23 protein-coding genes, 1 other RNA gene and 1 pseudogene are annotated in these 23,163 nt (G+C 70.8%); 9 read left to right on the top strand and 16 right to left on the bottom strand.

The annotated features are described in order from the left end of the window. Positions 1–147 precede the first annotated feature (147 nt). The gene (locus ACYU8V_RS09140; RefSeq protein ID WP_460846815.1) at positions 148–798 is read left to right on the top strand and encodes a thymidine kinase; all 651 of its coding nucleotides are present in this window, start codon (positions 148–150) and stop codon (positions 796–798) included. Between the two features lie 22 nt (positions 799–820). On the opposite strand, the gene ACYU8V_RS09145 is transcribed toward ACYU8V_RS09140, so the two are convergent. Genes ACYU8V_RS09145 through ACYU8V_RS09155 form a run of 3 tightly spaced genes read right to left on the bottom strand, consistent with a single transcriptional unit; the run spans position 821 to position 5,344 of the window. Beyond that, complete coding sequence (locus tag ACYU8V_RS09145) at positions 821–1,945, bottom strand: alkaline phosphatase family protein (protein ID WP_460846816.1); 1,125 nt, start codon at positions 1,943–1,945, stop codon at positions 821–823. Beyond that, a complete protein-coding gene (locus tag ACYU8V_RS09150; protein ID WP_460846818.1) occupies positions 1,945–2,541 on the bottom strand; it encodes a DUF5998 family protein in 597 nt (198 codons plus the stop codon). The genes ACYU8V_RS09145 and ACYU8V_RS09150 overlap by 1 nt, the downstream gene beginning before the upstream one ends. Positions 2,542–2,596: 55 nt before the next feature. Next, positions 2,597–5,344: a bifunctional acetate--CoA ligase family protein/GNAT family N-acetyltransferase gene (locus ACYU8V_RS09155; RefSeq protein ID WP_460846819.1), complete on the bottom strand. Its 2,748-nt coding sequence runs from the start codon at positions 5,342–5,344 to the stop codon at positions 2,597–2,599. A gap of 80 nt (positions 5,345–5,424) precedes the next feature. On the opposite strand from ACYU8V_RS09155, the gene ACYU8V_RS09160 reads away from it, so the two are divergent. From ACYU8V_RS09160 to ACYU8V_RS09175, 4 genes are read left to right on the top strand one after another with little or no spacing between them, the layout of a single operon-like run. Continuing rightward, positions 5,425–7,896, top strand: coding sequence for a DNA gyrase/topoisomerase IV subunit A (locus ACYU8V_RS09160; protein WP_460846820.1), 2,472 nt, complete (start codon positions 5,425–5,427; stop codon positions 7,894–7,896). A 5-nt stretch (positions 7,897–7,901) separates the two neighbouring features. Next, the gene (locus tag ACYU8V_RS09165) at positions 7,902–8,591 is read left to right on the top strand and encodes an LppX_LprAFG lipoprotein (RefSeq protein WP_460846822.1); all 690 of its coding nucleotides are present in this window, start codon (positions 7,902–7,904) and stop codon (positions 8,589–8,591) included. Continuing rightward, complete coding sequence (locus ACYU8V_RS09170; protein WP_460846823.1) at positions 8,588–10,297, top strand: MFS transporter; 1,710 nt, start codon at positions 8,588–8,590, stop codon at positions 10,295–10,297. Before ACYU8V_RS09165 ends, ACYU8V_RS09170 begins: the two co-directional genes overlap by 4 nt. A gap of 21 nt (positions 10,298–10,318) precedes the next feature. Beyond that, positions 10,319–10,813, top strand: coding sequence for a beta-class carbonic anhydrase (locus ACYU8V_RS09175; protein ID WP_460846824.1), 495 nt, complete (start codon positions 10,319–10,321; stop codon positions 10,811–10,813). Positions 10,814–10,816: 3 nt separating this feature from the next. On the opposite strand, the gene ACYU8V_RS09180 is transcribed toward ACYU8V_RS09175, so the two are convergent. From ACYU8V_RS09180 to ACYU8V_RS09200, 5 genes are all read right to left on the bottom strand, one after another. Further along, positions 10,817–11,554 carry a hypothetical protein gene (locus tag ACYU8V_RS09180; RefSeq protein ID WP_460846825.1) on the bottom strand — a complete coding sequence of 246 codons (738 nt, stop codon included), beginning with the start codon at positions 11,552–11,554 and terminating at the stop codon, positions 10,817–10,819. After that, positions 11,551–12,048 (bottom strand): hypothetical protein, encoded by a 498-nt coding sequence (locus tag ACYU8V_RS09185; RefSeq protein WP_460846827.1) that lies wholly within the window; start codon positions 12,046–12,048, stop codon positions 11,551–11,553. The genes ACYU8V_RS09180 and ACYU8V_RS09185 overlap by 4 nt, the downstream gene beginning before the upstream one ends. Positions 12,049–12,135: 87 nt before the next feature. Beyond that, on the bottom strand, positions 12,136–13,341 hold the full coding sequence (locus tag ACYU8V_RS09190; RefSeq protein ID WP_460846830.1) for an HNH endonuclease signature motif containing protein: 1,206 nt from the start codon (positions 13,339–13,341) through the stop codon (positions 12,136–12,138). A 312-nt stretch (positions 13,342–13,653) separates the two neighbouring features. Then, the gene (locus ACYU8V_RS09195; RefSeq protein WP_460846831.1) at positions 13,654–14,022 is read right to left on the bottom strand and encodes a hypothetical protein; all 369 of its coding nucleotides are present in this window, start codon (positions 14,020–14,022) and stop codon (positions 13,654–13,656) included. Between the two features lie 9 nt (positions 14,023–14,031). Continuing rightward, on the bottom strand, positions 14,032–16,122 hold the full coding sequence (locus ACYU8V_RS09200) for a DNA gyrase/topoisomerase IV subunit B (RefSeq protein WP_460847209.1): 2,091 nt from the start codon (positions 16,120–16,122) through the stop codon (positions 14,032–14,034). A 232-nt stretch (positions 16,123–16,354) separates the two neighbouring features. Between ACYU8V_RS09200 and ACYU8V_RS09205 the strand changes: the two genes are divergently transcribed. Together ACYU8V_RS09205 and ACYU8V_RS09210 are read left to right on the top strand one after the other, a co-directional pair. Continuing rightward, positions 16,355–16,573: a DUF7455 domain-containing protein gene (locus tag ACYU8V_RS09205; protein ID WP_460846833.1), complete on the top strand. Its 219-nt coding sequence runs from the start codon at positions 16,355–16,357 to the stop codon at positions 16,571–16,573. A 56-nt stretch (positions 16,574–16,629) separates the two neighbouring features. Then, entirely contained in the window at positions 16,630–17,469 is an 840-nt protein-coding gene (locus ACYU8V_RS09210; RefSeq protein ID WP_460846835.1) for an EamA family transporter, read from the top strand. A gap of 249 nt (positions 17,470–17,718) precedes the next feature. Here the strand turns inward: ACYU8V_RS09210 and ACYU8V_RS09215 are convergent, their stop codons facing one another. The 8 genes and pseudogenes from ACYU8V_RS09215 to ACYU8V_RS09250 form a co-directional block, all read right to left on the bottom strand. Next, positions 17,719–18,990, bottom strand: a complete 1,272-nt coding sequence (locus ACYU8V_RS09215; protein WP_460847211.1) for an RNA polymerase sigma factor — start codon at positions 18,988–18,990, stop codon at positions 17,719–17,721. Then, positions 18,979–19,206, bottom strand: a pseudogene (locus ACYU8V_RS09220) (RNA polymerase sigma factor region1.1 domain-containing protein); the annotation flags it as partial. The pseudogene ACYU8V_RS09220 and the gene ACYU8V_RS09215, both read right to left, overlap by 12 nt. Positions 19,207–19,298: 92 nt before the next feature. After that, positions 19,299–19,859, bottom strand: a complete 561-nt coding sequence (locus ACYU8V_RS09225; protein WP_460846837.1) for an HhH-GPD-type base excision DNA repair protein — start codon at positions 19,857–19,859, stop codon at positions 19,299–19,301. A gap of 32 nt (positions 19,860–19,891) precedes the next feature. Continuing rightward, entirely contained in the window at positions 19,892–20,530 is a 639-nt protein-coding gene (locus tag ACYU8V_RS09230) for a TetR/AcrR family transcriptional regulator (RefSeq protein WP_460846839.1), read from the bottom strand. Positions 20,531–20,568: 38 nt separating this feature from the next. Continuing rightward, positions 20,569–20,883, bottom strand: coding sequence for a hypothetical protein (locus ACYU8V_RS09235; RefSeq protein WP_460846840.1), 315 nt, complete (start codon positions 20,881–20,883; stop codon positions 20,569–20,571). Positions 20,884–20,886: 3 nt separating this feature from the next. Next, on the bottom strand, positions 20,887–21,057 hold the full coding sequence (locus ACYU8V_RS09240) for a hypothetical protein (protein WP_460846841.1): 171 nt from the start codon (positions 21,055–21,057) through the stop codon (positions 20,887–20,889). Positions 21,058–21,061: 4 nt separating this feature from the next. After that, the gene (locus ACYU8V_RS09245; protein WP_460846842.1) at positions 21,062–21,595 is read right to left on the bottom strand and encodes a maltokinase N-terminal cap-like domain-containing protein; all 534 of its coding nucleotides are present in this window, start codon (positions 21,593–21,595) and stop codon (positions 21,062–21,064) included. Positions 21,596–21,616: 21 nt separating this feature from the next. Further along, the gene (locus ACYU8V_RS09250) at positions 21,617–22,021 is read right to left on the bottom strand and encodes a tetratricopeptide repeat protein (protein WP_460846843.1); all 405 of its coding nucleotides are present in this window, start codon (positions 22,019–22,021) and stop codon (positions 21,617–21,619) included. Positions 22,022–22,073: 52 nt separating this feature from the next. Here ACYU8V_RS09250 and rnpB point away from each other — a divergent pair. Both rnpB and arr read left to right on the top strand, forming a co-directional pair. Beyond that, positions 22,074–22,438, top strand: an RNA gene (gene rnpB, locus ACYU8V_RS09255) — RNase P RNA component class A. Between the two features lie 90 nt (positions 22,439–22,528). Further along, on the top strand, positions 22,529–22,963 hold the full coding sequence (arr, locus tag ACYU8V_RS09260; protein ID WP_460846844.1) for an NAD(+)--rifampin ADP-ribosyltransferase: 435 nt from the start codon (positions 22,529–22,531) through the stop codon (positions 22,961–22,963). Positions 22,964–23,163: the final 200 nt, after the last annotated feature.

Raw genomic sequence — 23,163 nt, forward strand, 5'->3', positions numbered from 1 at the left:
TTCCCCTTGCTCGGTCCCCCCACAGGACCACAGGAGACAGTGAACGCCCGCCGACCCCGGCTTCGCAGAAGAACGCGGAAGAAGGCCCGTCCCTCGGCGTACCGGAGCGGGATTCTTTACCGAAGGGGCCTCTGAGAGGATGCCGCGGTGGCGGAGTTGAGGTTCTTCACGGGATCGATGGATTCGGGCAAGTCGACGCTGGCGCTGCAGACGAACCACAACCATGCGGCACGCGGCCGCAGCGGCCGGATCTTCACCACCCACGACCGCGCGGGCCAGGCGCGGGTGTCGTCGCGGCTGGGCCTGACCCACAGCGCAGTCGAGGTCGACCCCGACTTCGACTTCTGGAGGTACGTCGTCGACGCGCTCACCGGCGGCGCGCGGATCGACTACCTGATCTGCGACGAGGCGCAGTTCTATACCGCGGCCCAGGTCGACGCGCTGGCCAAGATCGTCGACGAGCTGCAGATCGACGTGTTCTGCTTCGGCATCCTCACCGACTTCCGGACCCGGCTCTTCGAGGGCTCGGCGCGGCTGGTCGAGCTCGCCGACTCGACGCAGGTGCTGCAGGTTGAGGCGCTGTGCTGGTGCGGCAAGCGCGCGACGCACCAGGCCCGGATCGAGGACGGCGTGATGATCACCGAGGGCGAGGTGATCGTGGTCGGCGACACCGAGGACCTCCACCAGCCCGGCACGGTGACCTACGAGGTGCTCTGCCGCCAGCACCACCGACGGCAGATGACCGCGGCTCGGGCCCGGGCCGTCTCGCTGACGCCCGACCCGCTGCCCTTCGGCTGACGCCCGGGTTCGCGACGGCCGGTCAGTCGACCAGGATCGGGATCAGCATCTCGGCGCGCGTGAGCGAGCCGTGCATGCCGATCAGGCGGCGCTCGTAGGGGAACGCGTCGGTCGCCATCACCGCGAAGTCGCCGCGACAGGCGACCACCACGTCCCCGATCCGCGGCAGCACGCTCGGGTCGACGGCACCGAACCAGCCACGGCCGATCGCGTCGGCGCGGCTGAGCACCGTCGCCCGGTCGCCCAGCACCTCGGTCCACGTCGAGATCACGTCGGGCACCGCACCGCCGGTGCAGTAGAGGTGGCGGAACCGCGCCTCTCCCCCGACCAGCGCGATCCCGGCCCGCAGGTCGTCGTCGTGGGCCACGTCGACGCGCGCCTCCGTGGGCACGTCGACCATCCCGTGGTCGGCGATCACCACCAGCCGCCGGTCCGCGGGAAGGGCCTCGCGCAGCTGCTCGGCCTCATGGTCGATCATCGCCAGCTGCTGCAGCCACTGCTGCGACGCGACGCCCCAGCGGTGGCCGGTCCAGTCGAGGTCGGAGTCGTAGACATAGGTGAGTGAGGGCCGGTGCGCGGAGGCGCCGAGCACGGCCGCGATCCGCTCGCCGACCTTGTCGACGCCGACGTACGTCGCTCCGCGCTGGGCCGCGATGGTCAGCCCGGACCCCTCGAACTCGCGCTTGTTGACGACGCTCGCCCGCACGCCGGCGCTCTGCAGCGCGCCGAACGCGGTCTGGTGCGGCTGCCACACCTTCGGGTCGAGGTCGGGCACGTCCCAGTGCAGCGCGTTGAGCAGCGCATCGGTCCCCGGGACGCGGGTCGTGAAGCCGACCAGCCCGTGCGCACCCGGCACCAGCCCGGTGCTGAACGAGGTCAGCGAGGTGGTCGTGGTCGAGGGCACCCCGGCGGTCGCCGCGGGCGCGTCGTCGATCAGCGAGGCGAGATAGGGAGCGGCGTACTCATAGCGGCGGAGCAGCTCGGAGCCGAGGCCGTCGATGAGGAAGACGACGTACGCCGGCGCGTCGGGCAGCTCGAGGTCCGTCGGCTGGTGGGCCAGCGGGTTGCCGAGCGCGCGCGCCACCGCCGGGAGGACGTCGCTGAGCGACCGGGAGCCGTAGGTCGGCTCGCAGAAGTCCTCGACCACTAGCGGCCTCGGGTGCGCGCGGAGAGCTGGGCGGCGAAGTCGAGCAGGCCGCCGACCGCGTCCCGGCCGTCGGCTGCGGCGGAGACCCGCAGCGAGAAGTCGTCGGAGGCGAGGACCCCGGTGTAGCCGTGGTCGGCGTCGCAGCTCGGGTCGTTGCAGCCGGCGGGCTCGAGGTCCAGGCGGCTCACGCCGCCCCACCCGATCGTCATCACGGCCTCAGCGGCCGCCGACGGGCCGTTGGTCGGGTTGGCGACCATCCGGGTGATGACCACGGAGGCGACCGACGAGAGGGCGACGGCCTCGGTGGAGGTCGAGGTGTAGGGCTCGGGCAGCAGGTCGTCGCCGGCGTGCTCGTCGGTGTGGCACAGGATCAGCCGCGACGGGGTGAGCACGATGACCGACTGGTGGCGGCGTACCTCGTCGCGCTCGAAGGTCGGCTCGTGGTGCACGTAGTAGGACACGACCTGCTCGCCGCCGACCGCGTCCTCGACGGCGTCGGCGACGACCTCGGGGTAGTACCCGGTCCGGTCGATCGCGGCACGCAGCTCGGGCGCGTGGTCGCGGTCTTCGGTCAACGGGTCGACGGACTTGCGCATGTCGGCATCCTGTCACGGCCCTCGGTGGCGATCCGCCCTCGCCCGGGGGTGCGGACTACCCGGGGATCGTGTTGATCAGGTCCGGCATCCGGCGGGCCGTGTCGTCGGGGCGGGGGTCGGTGACCCGCGCGATCCGCGCCCGGGCGGTCAGCACCGCGGCCGAGTCGGTGCCGGCGAGCACCAGGGAGAGCTCCAGGGAGGACACCTCGGGCAGGTCGTTCTGCAGCTCGGCGACCTTGGCCAGGACGTCCTCGACCGCGTCGATGTCGACCGGATCCGCGCCGCGGTAGCCGAACAGCAGCGGCGCGGTCTTGACCTCGCGCACCATCGCCGCGACGGCCCGCTCGTCCAGCGGCGGGATCCGGTAGGACCAGTCGCCGAGCAGCTCGATCACCGGACCGGCCACCCCGAAGGACAGCACCGGGCCGAAGAGCGGGTCCTCGAAGGACCGGATCGCCAGCGGTACGCCGGGGGCGGCGGTCCGCTGCACCACGAACCCGGCCGAGACCGGGTCGCTCACGATCCGCTCGAGCGCCGCCCAGGCCTCGGCGAGCTCGCCGGGCGTGGTGATCCCGCGGAAGATGTGGCGCTGGTCGGGGCGCTCACGCAGCGACTCCTCGGTCGCCTTGAGCACGACGTCCCAGCCCAGCTCGGCGGCGGCCGTCTCGGCCTCCTCGAGGGTCTCCACCCGCACCACCGGCCACAGGTCGATCTCGTACGCCGCCAGCAGCTCGGTCAGCTGCTCGGGGGTCAGGTCGATGCCCTCCGTGGCGCGCTCGGTCCCGGCCTCGAGCAGGATCCGGCGCAGCTGGTTGCGGGCACCCCGCGCGTCGGCGTCGGCCGGCTGCAGCGGCTCGCCGTCCGGCGTACGGAGCCAGACGGCGTACTCGACCACGCGCGCGAGCGCGCGCACGGCCGCCTCGACCGCGGGGTACGACGGCACCGACCCGCGCCCGGCCGAGGACCCCGCGACGTCGGGAACGCGCAGCAGCTCGGGGATGCCCTCGGCGCCGAGGAAGGTGGAGACGAGCGGCTTGTCGGACTGCTCCCCCACGGCCGCCAGGACGTTGGCGACCTCCTCGCCGGAGATGTCGAGCGGCGGGATGTAGACCGCGACCACCGAGTCGACGTCGGGGTCGTCGATGGCGGCGTCGAGCGCGTCCTCGAAGTCCTCGGCGGTGGCCTCCGCGCCGAGCGCGACCGACCGGTTGACCACCAGGCCGACCGAGGCGGCGGCGTCGGCGGCCAGGAGCCCGAGCGCGTCGGAGTTGCCGACGATGGCGACCCGGCGCCCGCGCGGCAGCGGCTGGTGGGCGAGCAGCTGGGCGACGTCGAACATGTCGTCGAGGGTGTCGACCTGGATCACCCCGGCCTGGCGGAACATGGCGTCGACGGCGGCCTGGGGCGCTCCGATGCGGCGTACCGAGTGGCCCATGGGCACACCCTGGGTGGTGCGGCCGGAGCGCACCGCGACGATCGGCTTGCGCTTGGACACGCGGCGCGCGATCCGGGAGAACTTGCGGGGGTTACCGATGGACTCCAGGTACATCATGACGACCTCGGTCGACTCGTCCTCCTCCCAGTACTGCAGGAGGTCGTTGCCCGAGACGTCGGCGCGGTTGCCGGCGCTGACGAAGGTCGAGATGCCCAGGCCGCGGTTCTTGACCTTCTCCAGGATCGCCGAGCCGAGCGCGCCGGACTGGCAGAAGAACCCGGCGCGACCGCGGGCCGGCATCACCGAGGACAGCGACGCGTTGACCTGCACCCGCGGGTCGGTGTTGATGATGCCCAGGCAGTTCGGGCCGATCAGCCGCAGCCCGTAGGAGCGGGACAGGCCGACCATGTGCCGCTGCCGGCGCCGGCCGTCCTCGCCGGCCTCGGCGAAGCCCGAGGAGATGACGATCAGCCCGTGCACGCCCTTGGCCGCGCAGTCGAGCACCACGTCGGTCACCGCGTCGGCGGGGACGGCGACGATCGCCACGTCCACCTCGTCGGGGATGTCCTGCACGGTCTTGTACGCCGGCATGCCCGACACCGCCCGCGCGCTCGGGTTCACCACGTAGACCCGGCCGGTGAAGTCACCGGTGACCAGGTTGCGCACCAGCACCTGGCCGATGGTCTCCTGGCGCCGGCTCGCGCCGATGATCGCGACCGAGCGCGGGTGGAAGAAGCGGTGGATCGAGGCCGCCTCTGCGGTGTGCTCGCGCGCCCGCATCAGCCCCACCGCGGTGTCGGTGGTGTCGATGGGGAACTCGAGGGTGATCACGCCGTCGGCGTACCCGCTGGCCACGCGGTAGCCGGCGTCGCGGAAGGTCTGGATCATCCGGGTGTTGTCGGGCAGCACCTCGGCGACGAACCGCTCGACGCCGCGCTCGCGGCCGGCCTGGGCCAGGTGCTCGAGCAGCAGCTGGGCGATGCCACGGCCCTGGTGCCGGTCCTCGACGAGGAAGGCGACCTCGGCCTCGGTGCCGCCGGGGTTGGCCTCGTCGGCGTTGATCACGTCGTAGCGCCCCACCGCGATCATCCGGCCCTGCAGGATCATGACCAGCGCGACCCGCAGCTCGTGGTCGACGTGGGTGAAGCGGCGGACGTCGCGCTCGGAGAGCACCGGCATCGGCGAGAAGAACCGGTAGTACTTCGACTCGTCGGAGACGCGGGAGTAGAACTCGACGAGCAGCTGCTCGTCGTCGGCGCGCATCGGCCGGATGTGCGCCGTACGCCCGTCGCGGAGCAGTACGTCGGCCTCCCAGTGCTCCGGCGGCGTGACGATCTCCTCGGTCGGGGTGGAATCGCCGGCGCTCACGGGAAGAAATCTATCGGCTCGGCCCCAGCCTGGCGCGCCCTGTGCGCCTGCGTCGGTGCCACCGGGAACAATGGCGCCTCGTGGCACGACGTACGACGAAGCAGGAACCCGACGATTTCGAGGAGCACATCCTCGACATCAACGTCAGCGACGAGATGCGCTCGTCGTTCCTGGAGTACGCCTACTCCGTCATCTACTCCCGGGCCCTGCCCGACGCCCGCGACGGCCTCAAGCCGGTCCAGCGCCGGATCCTCTACACGATGAACGACATGGGCCTGCGTCCCGACCGCGGGCACGTCAAGAGCGCCCGCGTCGTGGGTGAGGTCATGGGTCGGCTGCACCCGCACGGCGACAGCGCGATCTACGACGCACTGGTGCGCACGGCCCAGCCGTGGAGCCTGCGGCTGCCGTTCATCGACGGCCACGGCAACTTCGGCTCGCCCGACGACTCCCCCGCCGCCATGCGCTACACCGAGTGCCGGATGGCGCCGCCGGCGATGGCGATGACCGAGTCCATCGACGAGGACACCGTCGACTTCAAGCCGAACTACGACAGCCGCGAGTTCGAGCCCACCGTCCTGCCCAGCGCCATCCCGAACCTGGTCGTCAACGGCGCCACCGGCATCGCAGTCGGCATGGCGACCAACATGGCCCCGCACAACCTGGTCGAGGTGGTCCAGGCGCTCCGGCACCTGATCCTGCACCCGAACACGACCACCGAGGGCCTGATGCGGTTCATCCCGGGCCCCGACCTGCCGACCGGCGGCAAGATCGTCGGCCTGGACGGGATCCGCGACGCCTACGAGACCGGCCGCGGGGTGTTCCGGATGCGCGCGACCGCCCGGGTCGAGACCTTCGGCCGGCGCAAGGGCATCGTGGTCACCGAGCTCCCCTACGGCGTCGGCACCGAGAAGGTCGTCGAGCGGATCAAGATCCTGGTCCAGGGCAAGAAGCTGCAGGGCATCGCCGACATCAAGGACCTCACCGACGCCGACCACGGCCTGCGGCTGGTGATCGAGGTCAAGAACGGCTTCGTGCCCGAGGCCCTGCTCGAGCAGCTCTACAAGCTGACCCCGATGGAGGACAGCTTCGGCATCAACAACGTCGCGCTCGTCGACGGCCAGCCGCGCACCCTGGGCCTGCGCGAGCTGCTGACGGTCTTCCTGGAGCACCGCTACGACGTCGTACGCCGCCGCAGCCAGTTCCGCCGCAACAAGAAGGCCGACCGGCTGCACCTGGTCGACGGCCTGCTGATCGCGCTGCTGGACATCGACGAGGTCATCCAGGTGATCCGCACCAGTGACGACTCGGCGGCCGCCAAGGAGCGGCTGATGAGCGTCTTCGACCTCAGCCAGGTCCAGGCCGAGTACATCCTCGAGATGCAGCTGCGCCGGCTCACCCGCTTCTCCCGGATCGAGCTGGAGAAGGAGCAGGAGCAGCTGCGCCGCGAGATCGAGGGGCTGGACGCGATCCTCGCCGACGAGGAGCTGCTCCGGAAGGTCGTCTCCAACGAGCTGGCCGAGGTCGCGAAGACCTACGGCACCCCGCGCCGCACCGTGCTGCTCGAGTCCGCCGGCACCGCCGCGGTCACGGCCGCCGCCACCCCGCTCGAGGTCGCCGACGACCCGTGCTTCGCGCTGCTGTCCTCGACCGGCCTGCTCGCGCGCACCATGAACACCGAGGAGGTCGGCACCGGCGGGCCCCGAGCCAACCACGACGTGGTCGTCTCCGCCGTCCGCACCAGCGTGCGCTCCGAGATCGGGGTCATCACCTCCGCCGGGCGGCTGGTCAAGCTCGGCGTCATCGACCTGCCCGCGATCCCCGCCTCGGCCAACGAGACCAACCTGCAGGGCGGGCTCCCGCTCGCCGAGGTCCTCTCGCTGGCCGCGGGCGAGCGCGCGCTGGCGCTGTGCACCCTCGACACCGAGGGCCCCGGCCTCGCGCTCGGCACCCGGCAGGGCGTCGTGAAGCGCGTCAACCCCGAGGTCATCGGCCGCGACGAGTGGGAGGTCATCGGCCTCAAGGACGGCGACGAGGTCGTCGGCGCCGTGCAGCTGCGCACGGGCGAGGAGGAGCTCTGCTTCGTCACCTCCGACGCCCAGCTGCTGCACTTCGGCGCTGCCGGCGTCCGCCCGCAGGGGCGTGCGGGCGGCGGCATGGCCGGCGTCCGCGTCGCCGACGGCGAGCGCGTCGTGTGGTTCGGGTCGCTGGACCTCAACTCCCCCGGCGGCGTGGTGCTGGTGACCGCGTCGGGCTCCTCGACGGCGCTGCCCGGCACGGAGCCGGGCGCCGTGAAGGTGACCGACTTCTGGGAGTACCCCGCGAAGGGTCGCGCCACCGGCGGCGTACGTTGCCACCGGTTCCTCAAGGGCGAGGACGCCCTGGTCTTCGCGTGGGCCGGACCCGCGCCCGCCCGGGCCGCGGCCGCCAGCGGCGCGCCGATCGACCTGCCCGAGGCGACCGGCAAGCGCGACGGCTCCGGGGTGCCCGGGAGCCAGGCCATCGCGGCCTGCGCCGGTCCGCTCGTCGTCGGCCTCGGTGTGGAAGGGTGACCGCCATGAAGCGCGCACTCCTCCCCCTCGCCGTCACCGCCGTGCTGGTCGCGGGGTGCGGGTCCTCGGGCGGATCGACCGTGCCGCCGGACCAGGCGATGACCACCGCGAAGCAGAAGCTCGACTCGACCAGCGGCGTCGAGGTGTCGCTGAAGGCCTCCTCCGACCCGGGCGTCGACTACCTGCAGTCGGCCGACGGCACGATCGTGGCGGACCCGCCGTCCTTCCAGGGCACCGTCGCCGGTCGCGTCAGCGGCCTCAGCGACAGCGGCGTGGACGTCATCTCGGTCGACGGCAAGCTCTGGATCAACATCCCGATCCTCGGCTGGACCGACCAGTACTCCGCCGCCTCGCTGTGCGCGCCCGACCCGGCCACGCTCCTCGCCCCCGACTCCGGCGTGTCCGACCTGCTCACCTCGGCGACCGACCTGACCGCGGGCAAGTCCGAGCGGGACACCACCGACGCCTCCGTGGTCATCACGCCCTACACCGGCAAGGAGACCGCCGCGGCGATCAAGAAGGTGCTCCCGTGCGCCAACGGCGACTCCTTCGACGTCACGTTCGACATCGCCGGCGACGGCTCGCTGCGCACCGCGGAGCTCACCGGGTCCTTCTTCCCGAACGCCTCCCCGATCACCTACACCATCAACATCACCAAGTACGACGTCACCAAGGACATCAAGGCACCCCAGTGACCGAAGGGGTGACCGACGGGCTGAGGCCGCGCCTGCTGCTGACCCTCGCAGCGGTCGCAGTCGCGTTCGCGGCGATCGACACCTACGTGGTGGTGCTGGCGCTGCCCGACATGATGCAGGGCGTCGGCATCCCCCTGGAGGAGCTGCAGCGCGCCGCCCCGATCGTCTCCGGCTTCCTGCTCGGGTACGTCGCCATGCTGCCGCTCATCGGCCGCATCGCCGACCTGCGCGGGCCGGTGCCGGTGCTGGTCGCCTCGCTGGTGGTCTTCTCCTTCGGGTCGATGCTGACCGCGGTCTCGGTCGACCTGCCGTCGATGGTGATCGGCCGGTTCCTCCAGGGCGTCGGAGGCGGCGGTCTGGTGCCCGCCACCATGGCGATCGTCGGGATGCTCTATCCCGCGGACCGGCGCGGGATGCCGCTCGGGATCGTGTCGGCGGTCCAGGAGTTCGGCAGCGTCCTGGGCCCCCTGTACGGCGCCCTCGTGCTGGCCGTCAGCGACTGGCGCCTCATCTTCATCCTCAACCTGATCGTCGGCCTCCTCCTCGCGGCGGTCGTCGGCCGCGGCCGGCCGCGCGTCGGGTCCAGGCATCGACCCGACCTCCTCGGCCTGCTCCTGCTGGCCGTCGTCGTGGTCGCCGGCGGCCTCACCTTCCTCCAGCCCGACACCATCAAGCGCGACCTGACCTGGGGCCAGATCTTCATCCCGTACGTCGACAACGGCCCCCGCTGGATCACCCCGGTCGGCATCGTGACGGTCGTCGCCGCGCTGGCGCTGATCGTCTGGTGCGCGCTCGCGAAGCGGCCGCTGGTCGACCTGCGCGGCTGGGTCCGCTCGCTGGTGGCCGCCGACCTGCGCGGCGCCACGCTGCTCGGCCTCGCCCTCGCGGGCGTGGTGCTGGCGTTCGCCACCGCCGACCCGAAGGTCGCGGTGTTCGCCCCGCAGGGCTGGTGGTACCTCCTCGGCACGCTCGTCGCCGTCGTACTCCTCGGGCTGCACCTGCGCACCGCCACCGCACCGATCGTGCCTCGCGGCATCCTGCGGCCCACGCCGGCGTGGGGTGCGATCGCGGTCAGCTTCCTGGTCGGCTTCTCCCTGATCGCGGCACTGGTCGACATCCCGCTGTTCGCGCGGACGACGGTCTACCCCGACTCGCAGCTGGACGCCGCCCTGGTGCTGCTGCGGTTCCTGGTCGCGCTGCCGGTCGGCGCGGTGGCCGGCGGCTGGCTGCTGCGCCGCGTCTCCGCTGGCCCGATCGCGGCGGTCGGCATGGTGTGCGCAGCGGCGTCCTTCGGGCTGATGTCGCAGTGGGACATGGATGCGCTGAGCTCCTGGGTGCCGACCCTGCCGCTGCTGCTCGGCGGCCTCGGCTTCGGGCTCGCCCTCGCCCCCGTGAACGCGGCCATGCTCGCGACCACCCCGCAGGACAGCCACGGGCTGGCCTCAGCGCTGGTCGTCGTGGCGCGGATGGTCGGCATGCTGGTCGGCATCTCGGCGCTGACCACCATCGGCCTGCGACGCCTGTACGCCGCCAGCGCCGCCCACCCGGACTGGGAGCTGGCACGCCTCGGCGTACTCCAGGAGCACGCGGTCTTCGCCGGGGCGGCGGTCGTCGCGCTGGTCGCCGCGGGGCTGTCACTGGTGGTGCTGCGCGGAGCCAGGACACGTGGCGTGGATATCGGCGAGACGCTTCGCACGGCCGGGTGAGCGACCGATAACCTCGGAGCCATGGCTGACTTCGACGACATCCTCGCCGCCAACCGAGCCTTCGCCGAGACCTTCGACTTCGGTGGCTTCGACGGCATCGCCAAGGCCGGTGTCGGCCTGGTGACCTGCATGGACTCCCGCATCGACCCGCTGGGCATGCTCGGCCTGAAGCCGGGCGACGCCAAGATCATCCGCAACCCCGGCGGCCGCGTCGATGACCTGACCCTCGATGCGCTGGTGATCTCGGTGCACATGCTCAACGTCGACCGGATCGTCATCGCCCCGCACACGCGCTGCGCCGTGGCCAGCAACCCGGAGTCCGCGCTGCGCGAGAAGCTGAACGCCTCCACCGGCCAGGACACGTCCTGGCTGACCCTGCCGGTGACCGACGGCCAGGAGGCCGCCCTCATCGCCGACGTGCAGCGGGTCAAGGCGCACCCCCTCATCCCCGACACCGTCAAGGTGGGCGGCTTCATCTACGACGTCGACAGCGGCCTGCTCGAGCAGAAGGTCTGACCCTCACCCGTAGGGGTCGGTGAGGCGGGGCGTGGCGGTGACCACCTCGAGGCGCTGGGCCGGGCTCGCGATGCTCGCCGAGCCCGGAACGGGCCGCCACGCCTGCTGCCCGAGGCGGTACTCCGCCACGTAGACCGTGCTCAGCGACGCTCGGACCACGCCCTTGCTTCGGTAGTGGTGCGTGACCAGCAGGTTCGGGTACGGCGCCCCCGCGCTGGTCGTCCTGCGGCTGCTGCCGTCGCCGAAGGTCCATGCGTAACGGCCCGCCCACACCCGCACCCGGATCCGGTGCCCGAGCAGCGTGACGGTCCGCTCGATCGGGGCGTTGGTCGCGTAGAAGTTGGTGGCGAGGTTGACCAGGGTCCGCCCCTTCACCGGCTGGATGTGAAGGCCGGACGGCGGCAGGCGGAGCCGCCAGATCGCCGCCGCGATCTGGGCGGGGCCGGGTTGGCCTGCGTTCTTGGCATGGGCCGTGGGACAAACGGAAGCAGGGTCGGTGTGGAGAGCAGCGGCTGCTCCCGCACAGGCTGCGTCCGATGCTGTTCCGTCGGCGGGCAAGGCACCGACCGCCACGACATGAGAGGTGGTCACCACACACACCTTCTTGCTCGTGATCACGACCTTGCCGCCGATGAGCTTCTGCACGCTTATCCAGTGGCAGACAACCCCTGCGTGTGCGGGCGCAGCCGCCATCGGGCTGAGGAGCAGCGCTCCCAACAGCACCGCGGTCACCCGCTTCATGAGAGCCAGCCGATGAAGGAGACGTACCAGCGGCCACCCTCGTTATCGAGATGAAACTCGATGATGTCCCGCTCGGCGTCGAAGTGGCGGAATCCGGCTCCGGCGCGATCGCGGATCGAACCGGCGGCCATCGTGATCAGGGCATCGACGACGGCCTTGGCCTTGGACTGGGACTTGAGGTGGGTCCGGACGACTTGCCACTGACCTCCTCTGTACGCGCCACCTGCGTTGATCGTCTCGGCCAACGATCCGGTCAGACGATCGCAGGTCCCACAGTCAGCCGTCTTGAGATCGCTGTCGAGCGTTCCGTCGCCTGACCTGGCGATGTCGTTGTAGGCCCGCACCCAGGCCCGCACGGTCTGCTCCGGGGAGAGCGGCTTCGCCGGCGGTGCCGACGACGTGGAGACCGTGGGCGGTGGATCGGTGGCGGGCGGATCCGCCGCACCACAGCCGGCGACAAGCACCATCACCGCCAACGCCAGCAATGCCTTCATGACGACCTCCCGAGATCACGGGCACGCTAACGCGGCAGCCGGTCGTCCCACCACCCTCATCCGTGACCCCTGTGGACGAGATGCGTCTCAGGTCCGGCGGTGGAATCGGTAGTCGCCGGTTGCGAGCTTGGTCATGTCGTAGCGGGTGTCGTGGGCCCGGTGATGGTGATGACTGCAGAGCAGTACGCCGTCGGCGAGGTCGGTCCTGCCGCCCTCCGACCACGGCTTCAGATGATGGGCCTCGCACCAGGCAGCCGGTATGGAGCAGCCTTCGGCGCGACAGCGCTTGTCGCGTAGCCGCATGGCCTTGCGCTGAGGCGGGTCGAAGAGGCGGCGGGATCTGCCGAGGTCGAGGGGTTCAGAGGTGCCGCCGAGGACGATGGGGATGATCTTCGCGGTGCAGGCGAGCCGCCGTGCGTCACTGGCGGAGATGACGGTGTCGCCGAGCGTCGCGGACCCGAGCTCGTGGGTGAGGGTCTCGAGGGGGATGGTGACCATGACCGTGGTCGCGTCGCCGCCGTGGTCGGGCAGCCGCTTCGGGTCGAGCAGCTCGAGGAGTCGGCAGAACGCCTCGCCCCTGTTCCGGGATCGGGTTTGGGTGACCCGGGGTGAGTCCTCTGCCTCCAAGTAGGTGAGGGCTCGTTCGGAGACCGAGTCGGGGAGGTCGCAGATCCAGCGGGTGATCCCGTTGCCACGTTTCCGGATCCGGATGGCGACCTCGTCCCCCGCGGCCTGCTCCTCACGTTCCAACGCCTTGCCGAGCTCGGCCTCAGCGACCTCGGGGGCGACGACTTCGAGGATCTTGGTGCCCAGGACGGCGAGGTCCTTGGGGTCGTAGATCGCGGCGAGCTCGATCAGGTGTGCCTCGGCCTGGGCCCGGACCGACTGGTCGACGTTGTCGGAGAGCTTGTCGACAGCGCGGATGATGACGCGAGCCTGGGCCTCGTTCACCGCGCCTTCGCGCATGGCAGTTGCGGTGAGCGGGTGGGCCTCGAGCGACTCGGCCAGTCGCAGGGCAGCCCGTCCGGCCGATCCGGTGATGCGGGTGGCGTGGGCGAGCCAGCAGCCGGCGTCACGGGACCCGTGCTCCTCGGCCACATCCGCGGCTGCAGCGAGGACGCGGAGCTTCAGCTCGGCGAGCTGGCTCTCCACGCGGGCGAGGTCGGTGAGGAGGTCTGCCTTGTCGCAGGTGCGGAGGTAGTCGGCCGGCATGTCGGCGACTGCCGTGAGGTCGTTCTGAAGAGATCGCGCGCAGGCAAGGATCGGGTGCAACGACACCGTACCTGCGACCATGACAAGCTCCCCGAGATGGACTGATCAACTGCCTTCCATGGTACACCTGTTCGAACGTTTTCGGCACCCCCGAAACGAACAAATTCCCAGGTCAAAGGGGATCTTTCGGGGCGGCCGCGAAGCGGCGGCGCGGGCGGAGCCCGTGCCGTTGTCGCGCCGTCCAGCTCGTCGTCCGGGACCCGCAGTCAAGGATGCCGCAGGCACCGCGCAGCGGCGCCGAAGGCGTCCTTGACGGCGGGTGACGACGAGCTAAGGTGCGGCCGCCCAGACCGACCCCCGAAGCATCAGCCCCGCAGCACCAGCCCCGAAGGCTCAGCCCAGGATCTCCCGCAACCCCCGGTCCACCAACACCCCCGGGAACTCCCCCAGCGACTCCCGCAGCTCGGCCAGCGTGCCGATCCCACCGATGCGGTCGACCAGCGCCGAGACCTCGGCCGTGGGTGAGGAGAGGGGCAGGTCGGCGAGCAGCGGGCAGTCGACCGCTCCGCCGTCGGGCTCCGGTGGGAGCAGCGGCGTCCAGCATCCGACCTCCAGCAGCAGCGAGGCGGAGGTGCCGACCCCGTCGGTCCGCACGTCGGCGTACCAGAGGAGGTCGCCGACGGCGAGGCGCAGGTGACCGCGCCGGGCCTTGAAGCCGCGTGCCTTGAGCAGCTTGATCACCGCTGCCCGATCGTCTGCCATGAGACGTTCCTACGCGTCGAGGGCTTCCATGTCCACGTCGTACGCCCCTTGGACCAGGAACTCCTTGCGCGGTGCGACGTCGGAGCCCATCAGCAGCTCGAACACCTCGGCGGCCTCGGCGGCGTCGTCGACGGTGATCCGCCGCAGCGTGCGCTGCCGGGGATCCATCGTGGTCTCCCGCAGCTGGGCGGCATCCATCTCGCCGAGACCCTTGTACCGCTGGACCGGGTCCTTCCAGCGCATGTTCTTCTTGCGCAGCTCGGCCAGCTTCCGCTGCAGCTCGTCGTCGGAGTAGGTGTAGATGTACTTGTCCTGCCCCTTCTTGGGCTGGACGACCTCGATCCGGTGCAGCGGCGGCACGGCCGTGTAGACGCGCCCGGCGGCGATCAGGTCGGGCATGTACTTGAAGAACAGCGTGGCCAGCAGGCAGCGGATGTGCGACCCGTCGGCATCGGCGTCGGCCATGAAGATGATCCGGCCGTAGCGCCGCGCCTCGAGCTCGAAGGTCCGCCCCGACCCGGCGCCGACGACCTGGATGATCGAGGAGCACTCGGTGTTCTTGAGCATGTCGCCCACGGACGCCTTCTGGACGTTGAGGATCTTGCCGCGGATGGGCAGCAGCGCCTGGAACTCCGAGTTGCGGGCGAACTTCGCCGTTCCGAGCGCGGAGTCACCCTCGACGATGAACAGCTCGGTGCGCTCGTTGTCCCCGGAGCGGCAGTCGTTGAGCTTGGCGGGCAGCGACGACGACTCCAGCGCGTTCTTCCGGCGCTGGGTCTCCTTGTGCTGACGGGCCGCGATCCGGGTCTTGGCCGCCCCCGCGACCTTCTCCATGAGCAGCTTCGCCTGGGCCTTCTCGGCCCGCTTCGTGGAGGTGAGGAACTCCTTGAGCTGGGCCGAGACGACCTTGCGTACGACGGTCCGGGCGGCCGGCGTACCGAGGATCTCCTTGGTCTGCCCCTCGAACTGGGGCTCCGCGAGCCGCACGGTGACGACCGCGGTCATGCCCTCGAGGATGTCGTCCTTGACGACGTCGTCGTCGTTGACCTTGAGCGCCTTGGACGCCCTCATCGCCTCGTTGAAGGTCTTGGTGAGCGCGGCCTCGTAGCCCGCCACGTGGGTGCCGCCCTTGGGCGTCGCGATCACGTTGACGAACGAGCGCGTGGTGGTGTCGTAGCCCGTGCCCCAGCGCACCGCCACGTCGACGGTCAGCTCGCGCTCGACGTCCTGCGGCGTCATGTGGCCCTGGTCGTCGAGCATGGGCACGGTCTCGGTGAAGGTGTCGGCGCCCTGGAGGCGGAGCACCTCGGTGACCGGCTCGTCCTCGGCGAGGAACTCGCAGAACTCCGCGATGCCGCCGTCGTGCCGGAAGCTCTCCTCGGTCCACTCGCCCTTGTCGGCCGCGCGCTGGTCGCGGATGACGAGCTCGAGACCGGGCACGATGAACGAGGTCTGCCGGGCGCGGCCGATCAGCCCGTCGAGCAGGTAGCCGGCGTCCTTGGTGAAGATCTGCCGGTCGGGCCAGAACCGGATCCGGGTGCCGGACTTGGTCTTCGCGACGCGCCCGCCCTTGCGGGTGAGCCCGGAGACGGGCGTGAACGGGGCCAAGGGACCCTCCCCGTCGAACACGCCCGGTACGCCGCGCTGGAAGCTCATCCCCTGGGTGGCCGGCGAGCGGTCGACGTCGATGTCCATCCGGCTCGAGAGCGCGTTCACCACCGACAGGCCGACGCCGTGCAGACCACCGGTCGCGTTGTACGACCCGCCGCCGAACTTGCCGCCCGCGTGCAGCTTGGTCGCGACCAGCTCGACGCCGGACAGCCCGCTCTTGGGCTCCTTGTCGGTCGGGATGCCGCGGCCGTCGTCGTACACCTCGACCGAGCCGTCGGCGTGCATCGTCACCTCGACCTTGTGCGCGTGCCCCCCGAGGGCCTCGTCGACACCGTTGTCGATGATCTCCCAGACGCAGTGCATGAGGCCCCGGGTGTCGGTCGAGCCGATGTACATCCCGGGCCGCTTCCGGACCGCCTCGAGGCCCTCCAGGACCAGGAGGTGGGCGGCGTTGTAGGCCTGAGTCCCGGTGGACTTGCTCTCGGCGATGATCGGCTCCTTGCAGGGGTGGTGCGGGGTGCGTCCACCGAATCTACCGGCGACACGCCGGGCCGCGTGACAGGCACACGGGTCACGTCGTTGTCACGATGTGATGGATCGGCAACGCCGCCGAAGATCGCGTGATTGGATGCACACTCGACAGGGAATCTTTGCTCTAGTGGCTACGTTGTTCCCGGTACCTGGCCGATATGGCAGGTACGACGAAGAGAGAGAGGCCGACGTGACAACTGCAGTTGCCCCCGCCCCGCTGACCGCCGAGGACCGTTGCGACCGGTGCGGAGCCCAGGCCTACCTTCGTGTCGAGCTCGCGACCGGCGGTGAGCTGCTCTTCTGCGGCCACCACGCCCGCGAGCACGGCGACAAGCTCAAGGCGATCGCTGCCAACGTCCAGGACGAGACGCACAAGCTGAGCGACAAGCCGGCCGCCGTGGCGGACTGATCCGGACCTGACATCCGAAGCCCCGGGCCGCAAGGTCCGGGGCTTCGTCCTTTCTGATGGGCATCCTCCTGGCACTGGCCGCAGCCGCGGCGTACGGGCTCTCCGACTTCGTCGGAGGGCTCGCCTCACGTCGTACGTCGGCGTGGCCGGTCGCGTTCCTCGCCAGCTCCACCGCCTTGGTCGCCGCCGCCCTGCTGGCGGCCGTCGAAGGCGTCCACCCCGCCCCGCATGCCCTGCTGTGGGGTGTCCTCGCGGGCGTCGGCACGGGCTTCGGCAGCGCCATGCTCTACCGCGGTCTGGCCGCCGGGAGGATGGCGGTCGTCGGACCGGTCTCCGCGGTCGCGGCGGCCGTGCTGCCGGTCGTGGTCGGCGTGACCACCGGCGAGCGCCCCTCGACGCTGGTCTGGCTCGGGATCGTGCTCGCACTGCCCGGCATCGCCCTGGCCGCCTCCTCGCCGACGCAGGGCGAGCACTCCCCCGGGCACGACCTCGGCGCGCTCCGCGACGGGGTGCTCGCCGGAGCCGGCTTCGGCCTGTCCTTCGTCGGCCTCGGCCACGTGCCGGCCGACTCCGGCCTGTGGCCCTTCGCGCTCGCCCAGGCGACCGCGGTGGTGGTCGTCGCGGCACTCGCCACCGTGCTGCGCGAGCGGTGGCGGCCCTCGCGTCGCGCGGACCTGTGGGGCGTGGCCGCCGGCCTGCTCGCCGGCAGCGCCCAGCTCGGCTTCCTGCTGGCCGCCCGGTCGACGCTGCTGTCGGTGAGCTCGGTCCTGACCTCGCTCTACCCGGCCGTGACCGTCGTGCTCGCGGTCGCGGTGCTGCGGGAGCGGATCTCTGCGCGCCAGGCCCTCGGACTCGCGCTCTGCGCCGGCACGGTCGCCCTGGTCGCCACCGGCTGACGGCGACGCAGACCCGGAAACCTGGTTGCGGAATTTAACCGTCCCGCAGGTCAAATCTTGCTGGAATCCGCGCACGACCTCGATGTGACCTGCTGCACTGGGGCCAGCCCCGCATCACGACGGCTCGGTCGCCGATGCTGCCCGGCCGACCTGCGTCAGACTCGGCTGAGCCCCACCGCAGGCCCGCATGTAAGAACGCCCTCCCGCTTCGGCGGGAGGGCGTTCCTGTTCGCTGTGCTGAGGCTGGTGTCAGTCCAGGTAGTCGCGCAGGACCTGCGAGCGCGACGGGTGCCGCAGCTTGCTCATCGTCTTCGACTCGATCTGGCGGATGCGCTCGCGCGTGACGCCGTACACCTTGCCGATCTCGTCTAAAGTCTTCGGCTGCCCGTCGGTCAGGCCGAAGCGCATCGAGACGACGCCCGCCTCGCGCTCGGACAGCGTGTCGAGCACCGCGTGCAGCTGCTCCTGGAGCAGCGTGAAGCTGACCGCGTCGGCCGGGACGATCGCCTCGGAGTCCTCGATCAGGTCACCGAACTCGGAGTCGCCGTCCTCGCCGAGCGGGGTGTGCAGCGAGATCGGCTCGCGGCCGTACTTCTGGACCTCGACGACCTTCTCCGGGGTCATGTCGAGCTCCTTGGCGAGCTCCTCCGGGGTGGGCTCGCGGCCCAGGTCCTGCAGCATCTGCCGCTGGACACGGGCGAGCTTGTTGATGACCTCGACCATGTGCACCGGGATGCGGATGGTGCGGGCCTGGTCGGCCATCGCGCGGGTGATCGCCTGACGGATCCACCAGGTGGCGTACGTCGAGAACTTGTAGCCCTTGGTGTAGTCGAACTTCTCCACGGCGCGGATCAGGCCGAGGTTGCCCTCCTGGATCAGGTCCAGGAACAGCATGCCGCGACCCGTGTAGCGCTTCGCGAGCGAGACGACGAGTCGGAGGTTGGCCTCGAGGAGGTGGTTCTTGGCGCGGCGCCCGTCCTCGGCGATCCACTCCAGCTCCTCAGCGAGCTTCGGCGTGAGCTTGGTGCCCTTGGCGAGCTTCTCCTCGGCGAACAGGCCGGCCTCGATGCGGGTGGCGAGCTCGACCTCGAGCTCGGCGTTCAGCAGCGGGACCTTGCCGATCTGCTTGAGGTAGTCCTTGACCGGGTCGGCGGTCGCGCCGGCGACCATGACCTGCTGGGCAGGCTCGTCGGTCTCGTCGGCGGCGGACACCACGAACGTGGAGGTCGCGGTGGCCTCCTCCTCGGCCTCCTTGATGGTGGGGTCGGCCTTCACATCCTCCTCGAACTGGTCGTCGGGGATGTCGGGCAGCACCTTCTTGCCATCGGGGCCGACAGCGGCGACGGCGACGTCGCCGATCTCGACGGCCGACTTCTTGGCGGCCACCTTCTTGGCAGGCGCGGCCGCGGCCTTCTTCGCGGCGGGAGCGGCCGCCGCGGCCTTCTTCGCAGGGGCCTTCTTCGCGGTCGACCGGCTGGTCGCGGCGACGGCACGGTGCTCGGCCGGCATGTCGACCGAGATGCCCGCGGCCGCGAGGTGGGTCATCAGCGGCTTGAGCTGGGCCGGGGCGACGTCCGCCTCGGTGAACGCCTGCCGCAGCTGCTCGGGCGACACGGCGCCCGTCGGCTTCGCCTGCTCGATGAGAGCCTGGATCGCGGGATGTTCCATCACGGCGGCGATGAGAAGCTTTGAGGACACGTACACCTCTCCGGTGGGTCTTGCTGAGGTACTGCGCATTGACTTGAGGGCGCGCACCGTCCCGCAGGCGTCAAGAGTGCGCGAACACAGTGTGCCATGGCACCGGTGAGGGCCTGAACCTCAGGGTGCTCTCAGGCTTTGGCAGCCGCCTTCGCGGCCTTCTTGTAGTCGCGCACCTTCTGCAGGCTGGCGGGGTCGACGACGTCGGCGACGGACCGGAAGCCGTCGAGCGCGTAGTCCCCCGCGACCTTCTCCCACCCCTCGGGCCGTACGCCGAGCTGCTTGGCCAGCAGCGCGACGAAGATCTTGGCCTTCTGGGCGCCGAAGCCCGGCAGCGCCTGGACCCGCTTGCCGAGGTCCTTGCCGTCGGCGGCCTCGGTCCAGATCCGGGCGGCGTCGCCGTCGTACTGGTCCACCACGATGCGGGCGATCTCCTGCAGGCGCGCGGCCATCGAGCCCGGGAAGCGGTGGATGGCCGGGGTGGTCGCACAGAGGGCGGCGAACTCCTCAGGGTCGGCGGTCGCGATCGCGGCCGGGTCGAAGCTGCCGAAGCGGCCGGCGACCTTCTGCGGCCCCAGGAAGGCGTGCTCCATCGGGTACTGCTGGTCGAGCATCATCCCGATGAGCAGCGCGAAGGGGTTGTCGGTCAGCAGCTCGTCCGCGGCCGGGTCGTCGGTGATGTGGATCGCCATGCGGCCATTGTGCCTGCCGGGCTCAGCGCGGATCAGTCCGGCTTGAGGACCATCGGCATCAGTTCGACCACCTCGGCACGGAAGTCGTCCAGGACGCCCGGCTGGCCGAAGAGGTGGCCGAGCAGCGCCCGCTGGAAGATCCCGTCGAACACCCCGTAGGTGACGGCCTCGCTGAGGCCGAGCTCGTGGCCGCCGAGCTCGGCGTACCGCTCCACGACCCGCCAGATCATCTCCGAGAGCCAGCCCTCGATCTCGAGGACGACCTCGCGGAAGGCGGGCTCGAACAGGCTCTGGGTGCGCAGGTCGTACCAGAGCCGGTGCATCGGGGCCTCGTCCAGCAGCGTCTCGACCAGCTTGTTCGCGAAGCCCGCCGCGACCTCCTCGGCCGTCGTGGACTCGGCGACGACGGTGTCGTAGCGGTGCACGCACGACAGCTTGTAGTGCCGGACGCAGAAGATGATCAGGTCGACCTTGTCGTCGAAGCTGTCCTCGACGACCTCCTCACTGAGGTCCGACCTCGCGGCGATCTCGCGCAGGCTGACCCGGGCGTAGCCGAGGTCGCCGAGGGCGGCGAGCGCCGACTCGGCGAGGACCTCCCGGCGGGCGTCGCGCTCGTCCGCGGGGCGCCGGCGCGCAGCCCGTGCCTCACCCAGATCGGTCACGCCGGTCATGGATCGACACTACTCCCGAACCGGCCGGTTTCGGAGGCTCATCCGCGGGCGGTCCAGAGCCCGTGCCAGTGGAAGGCGATCCCGCCGCCGATCATCAGCACCGCCCAGAGCACGACGGCGCTCACGCCGACCCACGGGAGCCGGCCCGGGCTGGGGCCCCACCAGCGCACGCTGATCGCGACCAGGGCACCCCACAGCATGAGCCCGATCAGCACCACCCACCACGGAGCCAGGACCACGGCGGCGGCGTACAGGAAGAAGGAGGCGGCGAGCAGGCAGAGCCCGATGAACGGGGCCGGCGAGATCGGGGCGCCGTCGGCCGCGACCGGCCGGACCTTGCGGCGACGCGCCACGCGTCAGTCGTTCCACTTCGGGTCGTTGTCCCAGGCCTCGTTGCGCTCCTCGGCCTTGTCCAGCGCGCGGGACGCCTCGGCCTCGGTGTCGTAGGGGCCGAGCCGGTCGATCGGCGGGCACATGTCGGGGCCGCTCTCGACGGCGTGGTGCTTGACGCAGAACCAGTACGACATGGGATCAACCTAGCGTCGCGACCGTGGCCTGCCCACCGTCCCAGGAGGCGTCCAGGCGAGCGCCCGCGGCGGGCAGCGGCACGTCCAGGTCGTCCGCGATCGTCAGCGGCTGGTCGGTCGTCGCGCCGGGCGTCCGGGTCAGGGCCAGCCGGACGGTCGGCTCGCGGGTGCCGACCAGCACCCCGTCGGCGTACACCTCGAGGGTGGCCTGGGCCTGCTCCCCCAGCAGCGCGCGGCGGAAGCAGCCGAGGGCGACCGGGTCGCCGAGTCCGTCGTACACCCAGCGCGCGCCGAGCTCGGAGTGCTGCATGGTCGCGACCAGGAAGTCGTCGGCCCCGACCAGGAGCGCCGCGCGGTAGGTCAGCACGACGTGGCGGGTCGCGCCGTCGCGTCGTACGACGAACCCCTCGACGCCCACCTCGCCCTCGGGATCGTCGAACCGGTAGCTGCCGAGGATCTCGACGGGACCGCCGAGATGGGCCTCCAGCACCTCCGGCTTGGTCGGGCTGATCGAGGCCGTCGTGTGCACCTTCGCCATGGCCTCGACCCTACGCACCACCTACGCGACGACCCCCACGAGGCGCTCCACGCGCAGCACGTCGTACTCGTGCTCGGGGTCGCCGCTCATGGCGGCGGCGAGGCGGAGGTGGCCCAGCGCCTCGGCGTACCGGCTCTGGCGCTCGAGCGACCGGCCCAGGGCGTGCCGCGCCCAGGTGTCGGACGGGTCGTCGTCGACCAGGCCGCGCAGCTCGGCCTCGGCCTTCTGCAGTTGGGCGCGCATCAGGTAGGCCCAGGCGCGCAGCGAGCGCAGTCCGTGGTTGCCGGGCTCGGCCTCCAGCGCGGGGGCGAGGATCTCGAGCGCCTCCCGCGGGGCACGGCGGGCGAGCATGTCCCACGCGATGCCGTACGCCGACGAACGCGGCACGTCCGGGAAGACGATGACAGGGGCCTGGATCTCGCTCATGAGTCCTGCAACTGTCGCCTGAGGTGCGTTGTTCCCTAGTCTGTACGACGGACGGGCTGGCCGGGCGACCGCGTGACCACCGCCGCGAGGCGAGGGTCCCGAGGAAAGTCCGGGCTCCACAGAGCAGGGTGGTCGGCAACACCGACCCGAGGTGACTCGCGGGACAGTGCCACAGAGAACAGACCGCCCCTGGCGACAGGGGTAAGGGTGAAACGGTGAGGTAAGAGCTCACCAGGTGCCTGGGTGACCAGGTGCGCTAGGTAAACCCCACCCGGAGCAAGACCAGACAGTGTGCGTCCGAGGGCTGCTCGCCCGAGCACACGGGTAGGTCGCTCGAGGCCACCGGCAACGATGGCCCTAGATGGATGGTCGCCCCTCGCAAGAGGACAGAACCCGGCTTACAGGCCAGCCCGTCCGCCAGCCGCTGCGGCGCGAGAAGCGCCTCGATCCAGCGGCAGGTGGCGCTTCTGACGACTCTGCGTCGGCACGCGTTCTAGGGTCTCTTCCGTGAGTACGCCGACCGAGCCCGTCCCCTTCGAGGAGTACGCCGACAGCGTGTTCCTGCACGGCACCAAGGCCGATCTCGCGGTCGGCGACCTGCTCGTGCCCGGTCGCGGATCGAACTTCGAGGAGGGCCGGACGATGAACCACATCTACTTCACCGCCACCCTCGACGCCGCGACCTGGGGCGCGGAGCTGGCCGCGGGCGAGGGCCGGGGGCGCATCTACACCGTCGAGCCGACCGGCGACTACGAGGACGACCCGAACGTCACCGACAAGAAGTTCCCCGGCAACCCCACCCGCTCCTACCGCAGCCGCTCCCCGCTGCGTGTCACGGGCGAGATCGTCGACTGGATCGGTCACCCGCCGGAGCGGCTCCAGGCGATGCGGGACGGGCTGGCCGCGATGCAGCGTGCGGGGACCGCCGAGATCCTCGACTGAAGAGCCGATGCGACGTCTCTCGCAACACGAGGGCGTCCCGACGAATCCGGACCGAAAGGATCGAGATTTGTCGTTCTGCCCCGCGGAGCGCGGAGCCTCGCTACCGTGAGCGGACTTGCCTGGGTCATGTGTCGGGCGGTGCCGTTACCTTCCACAGCGCCATGAACCTCGGGGATCAGCCAGTACGACATGTGTGGAGG

It is taken from the genome of Nocardioides ultimimeridianus, assembly GCF_054777895.1.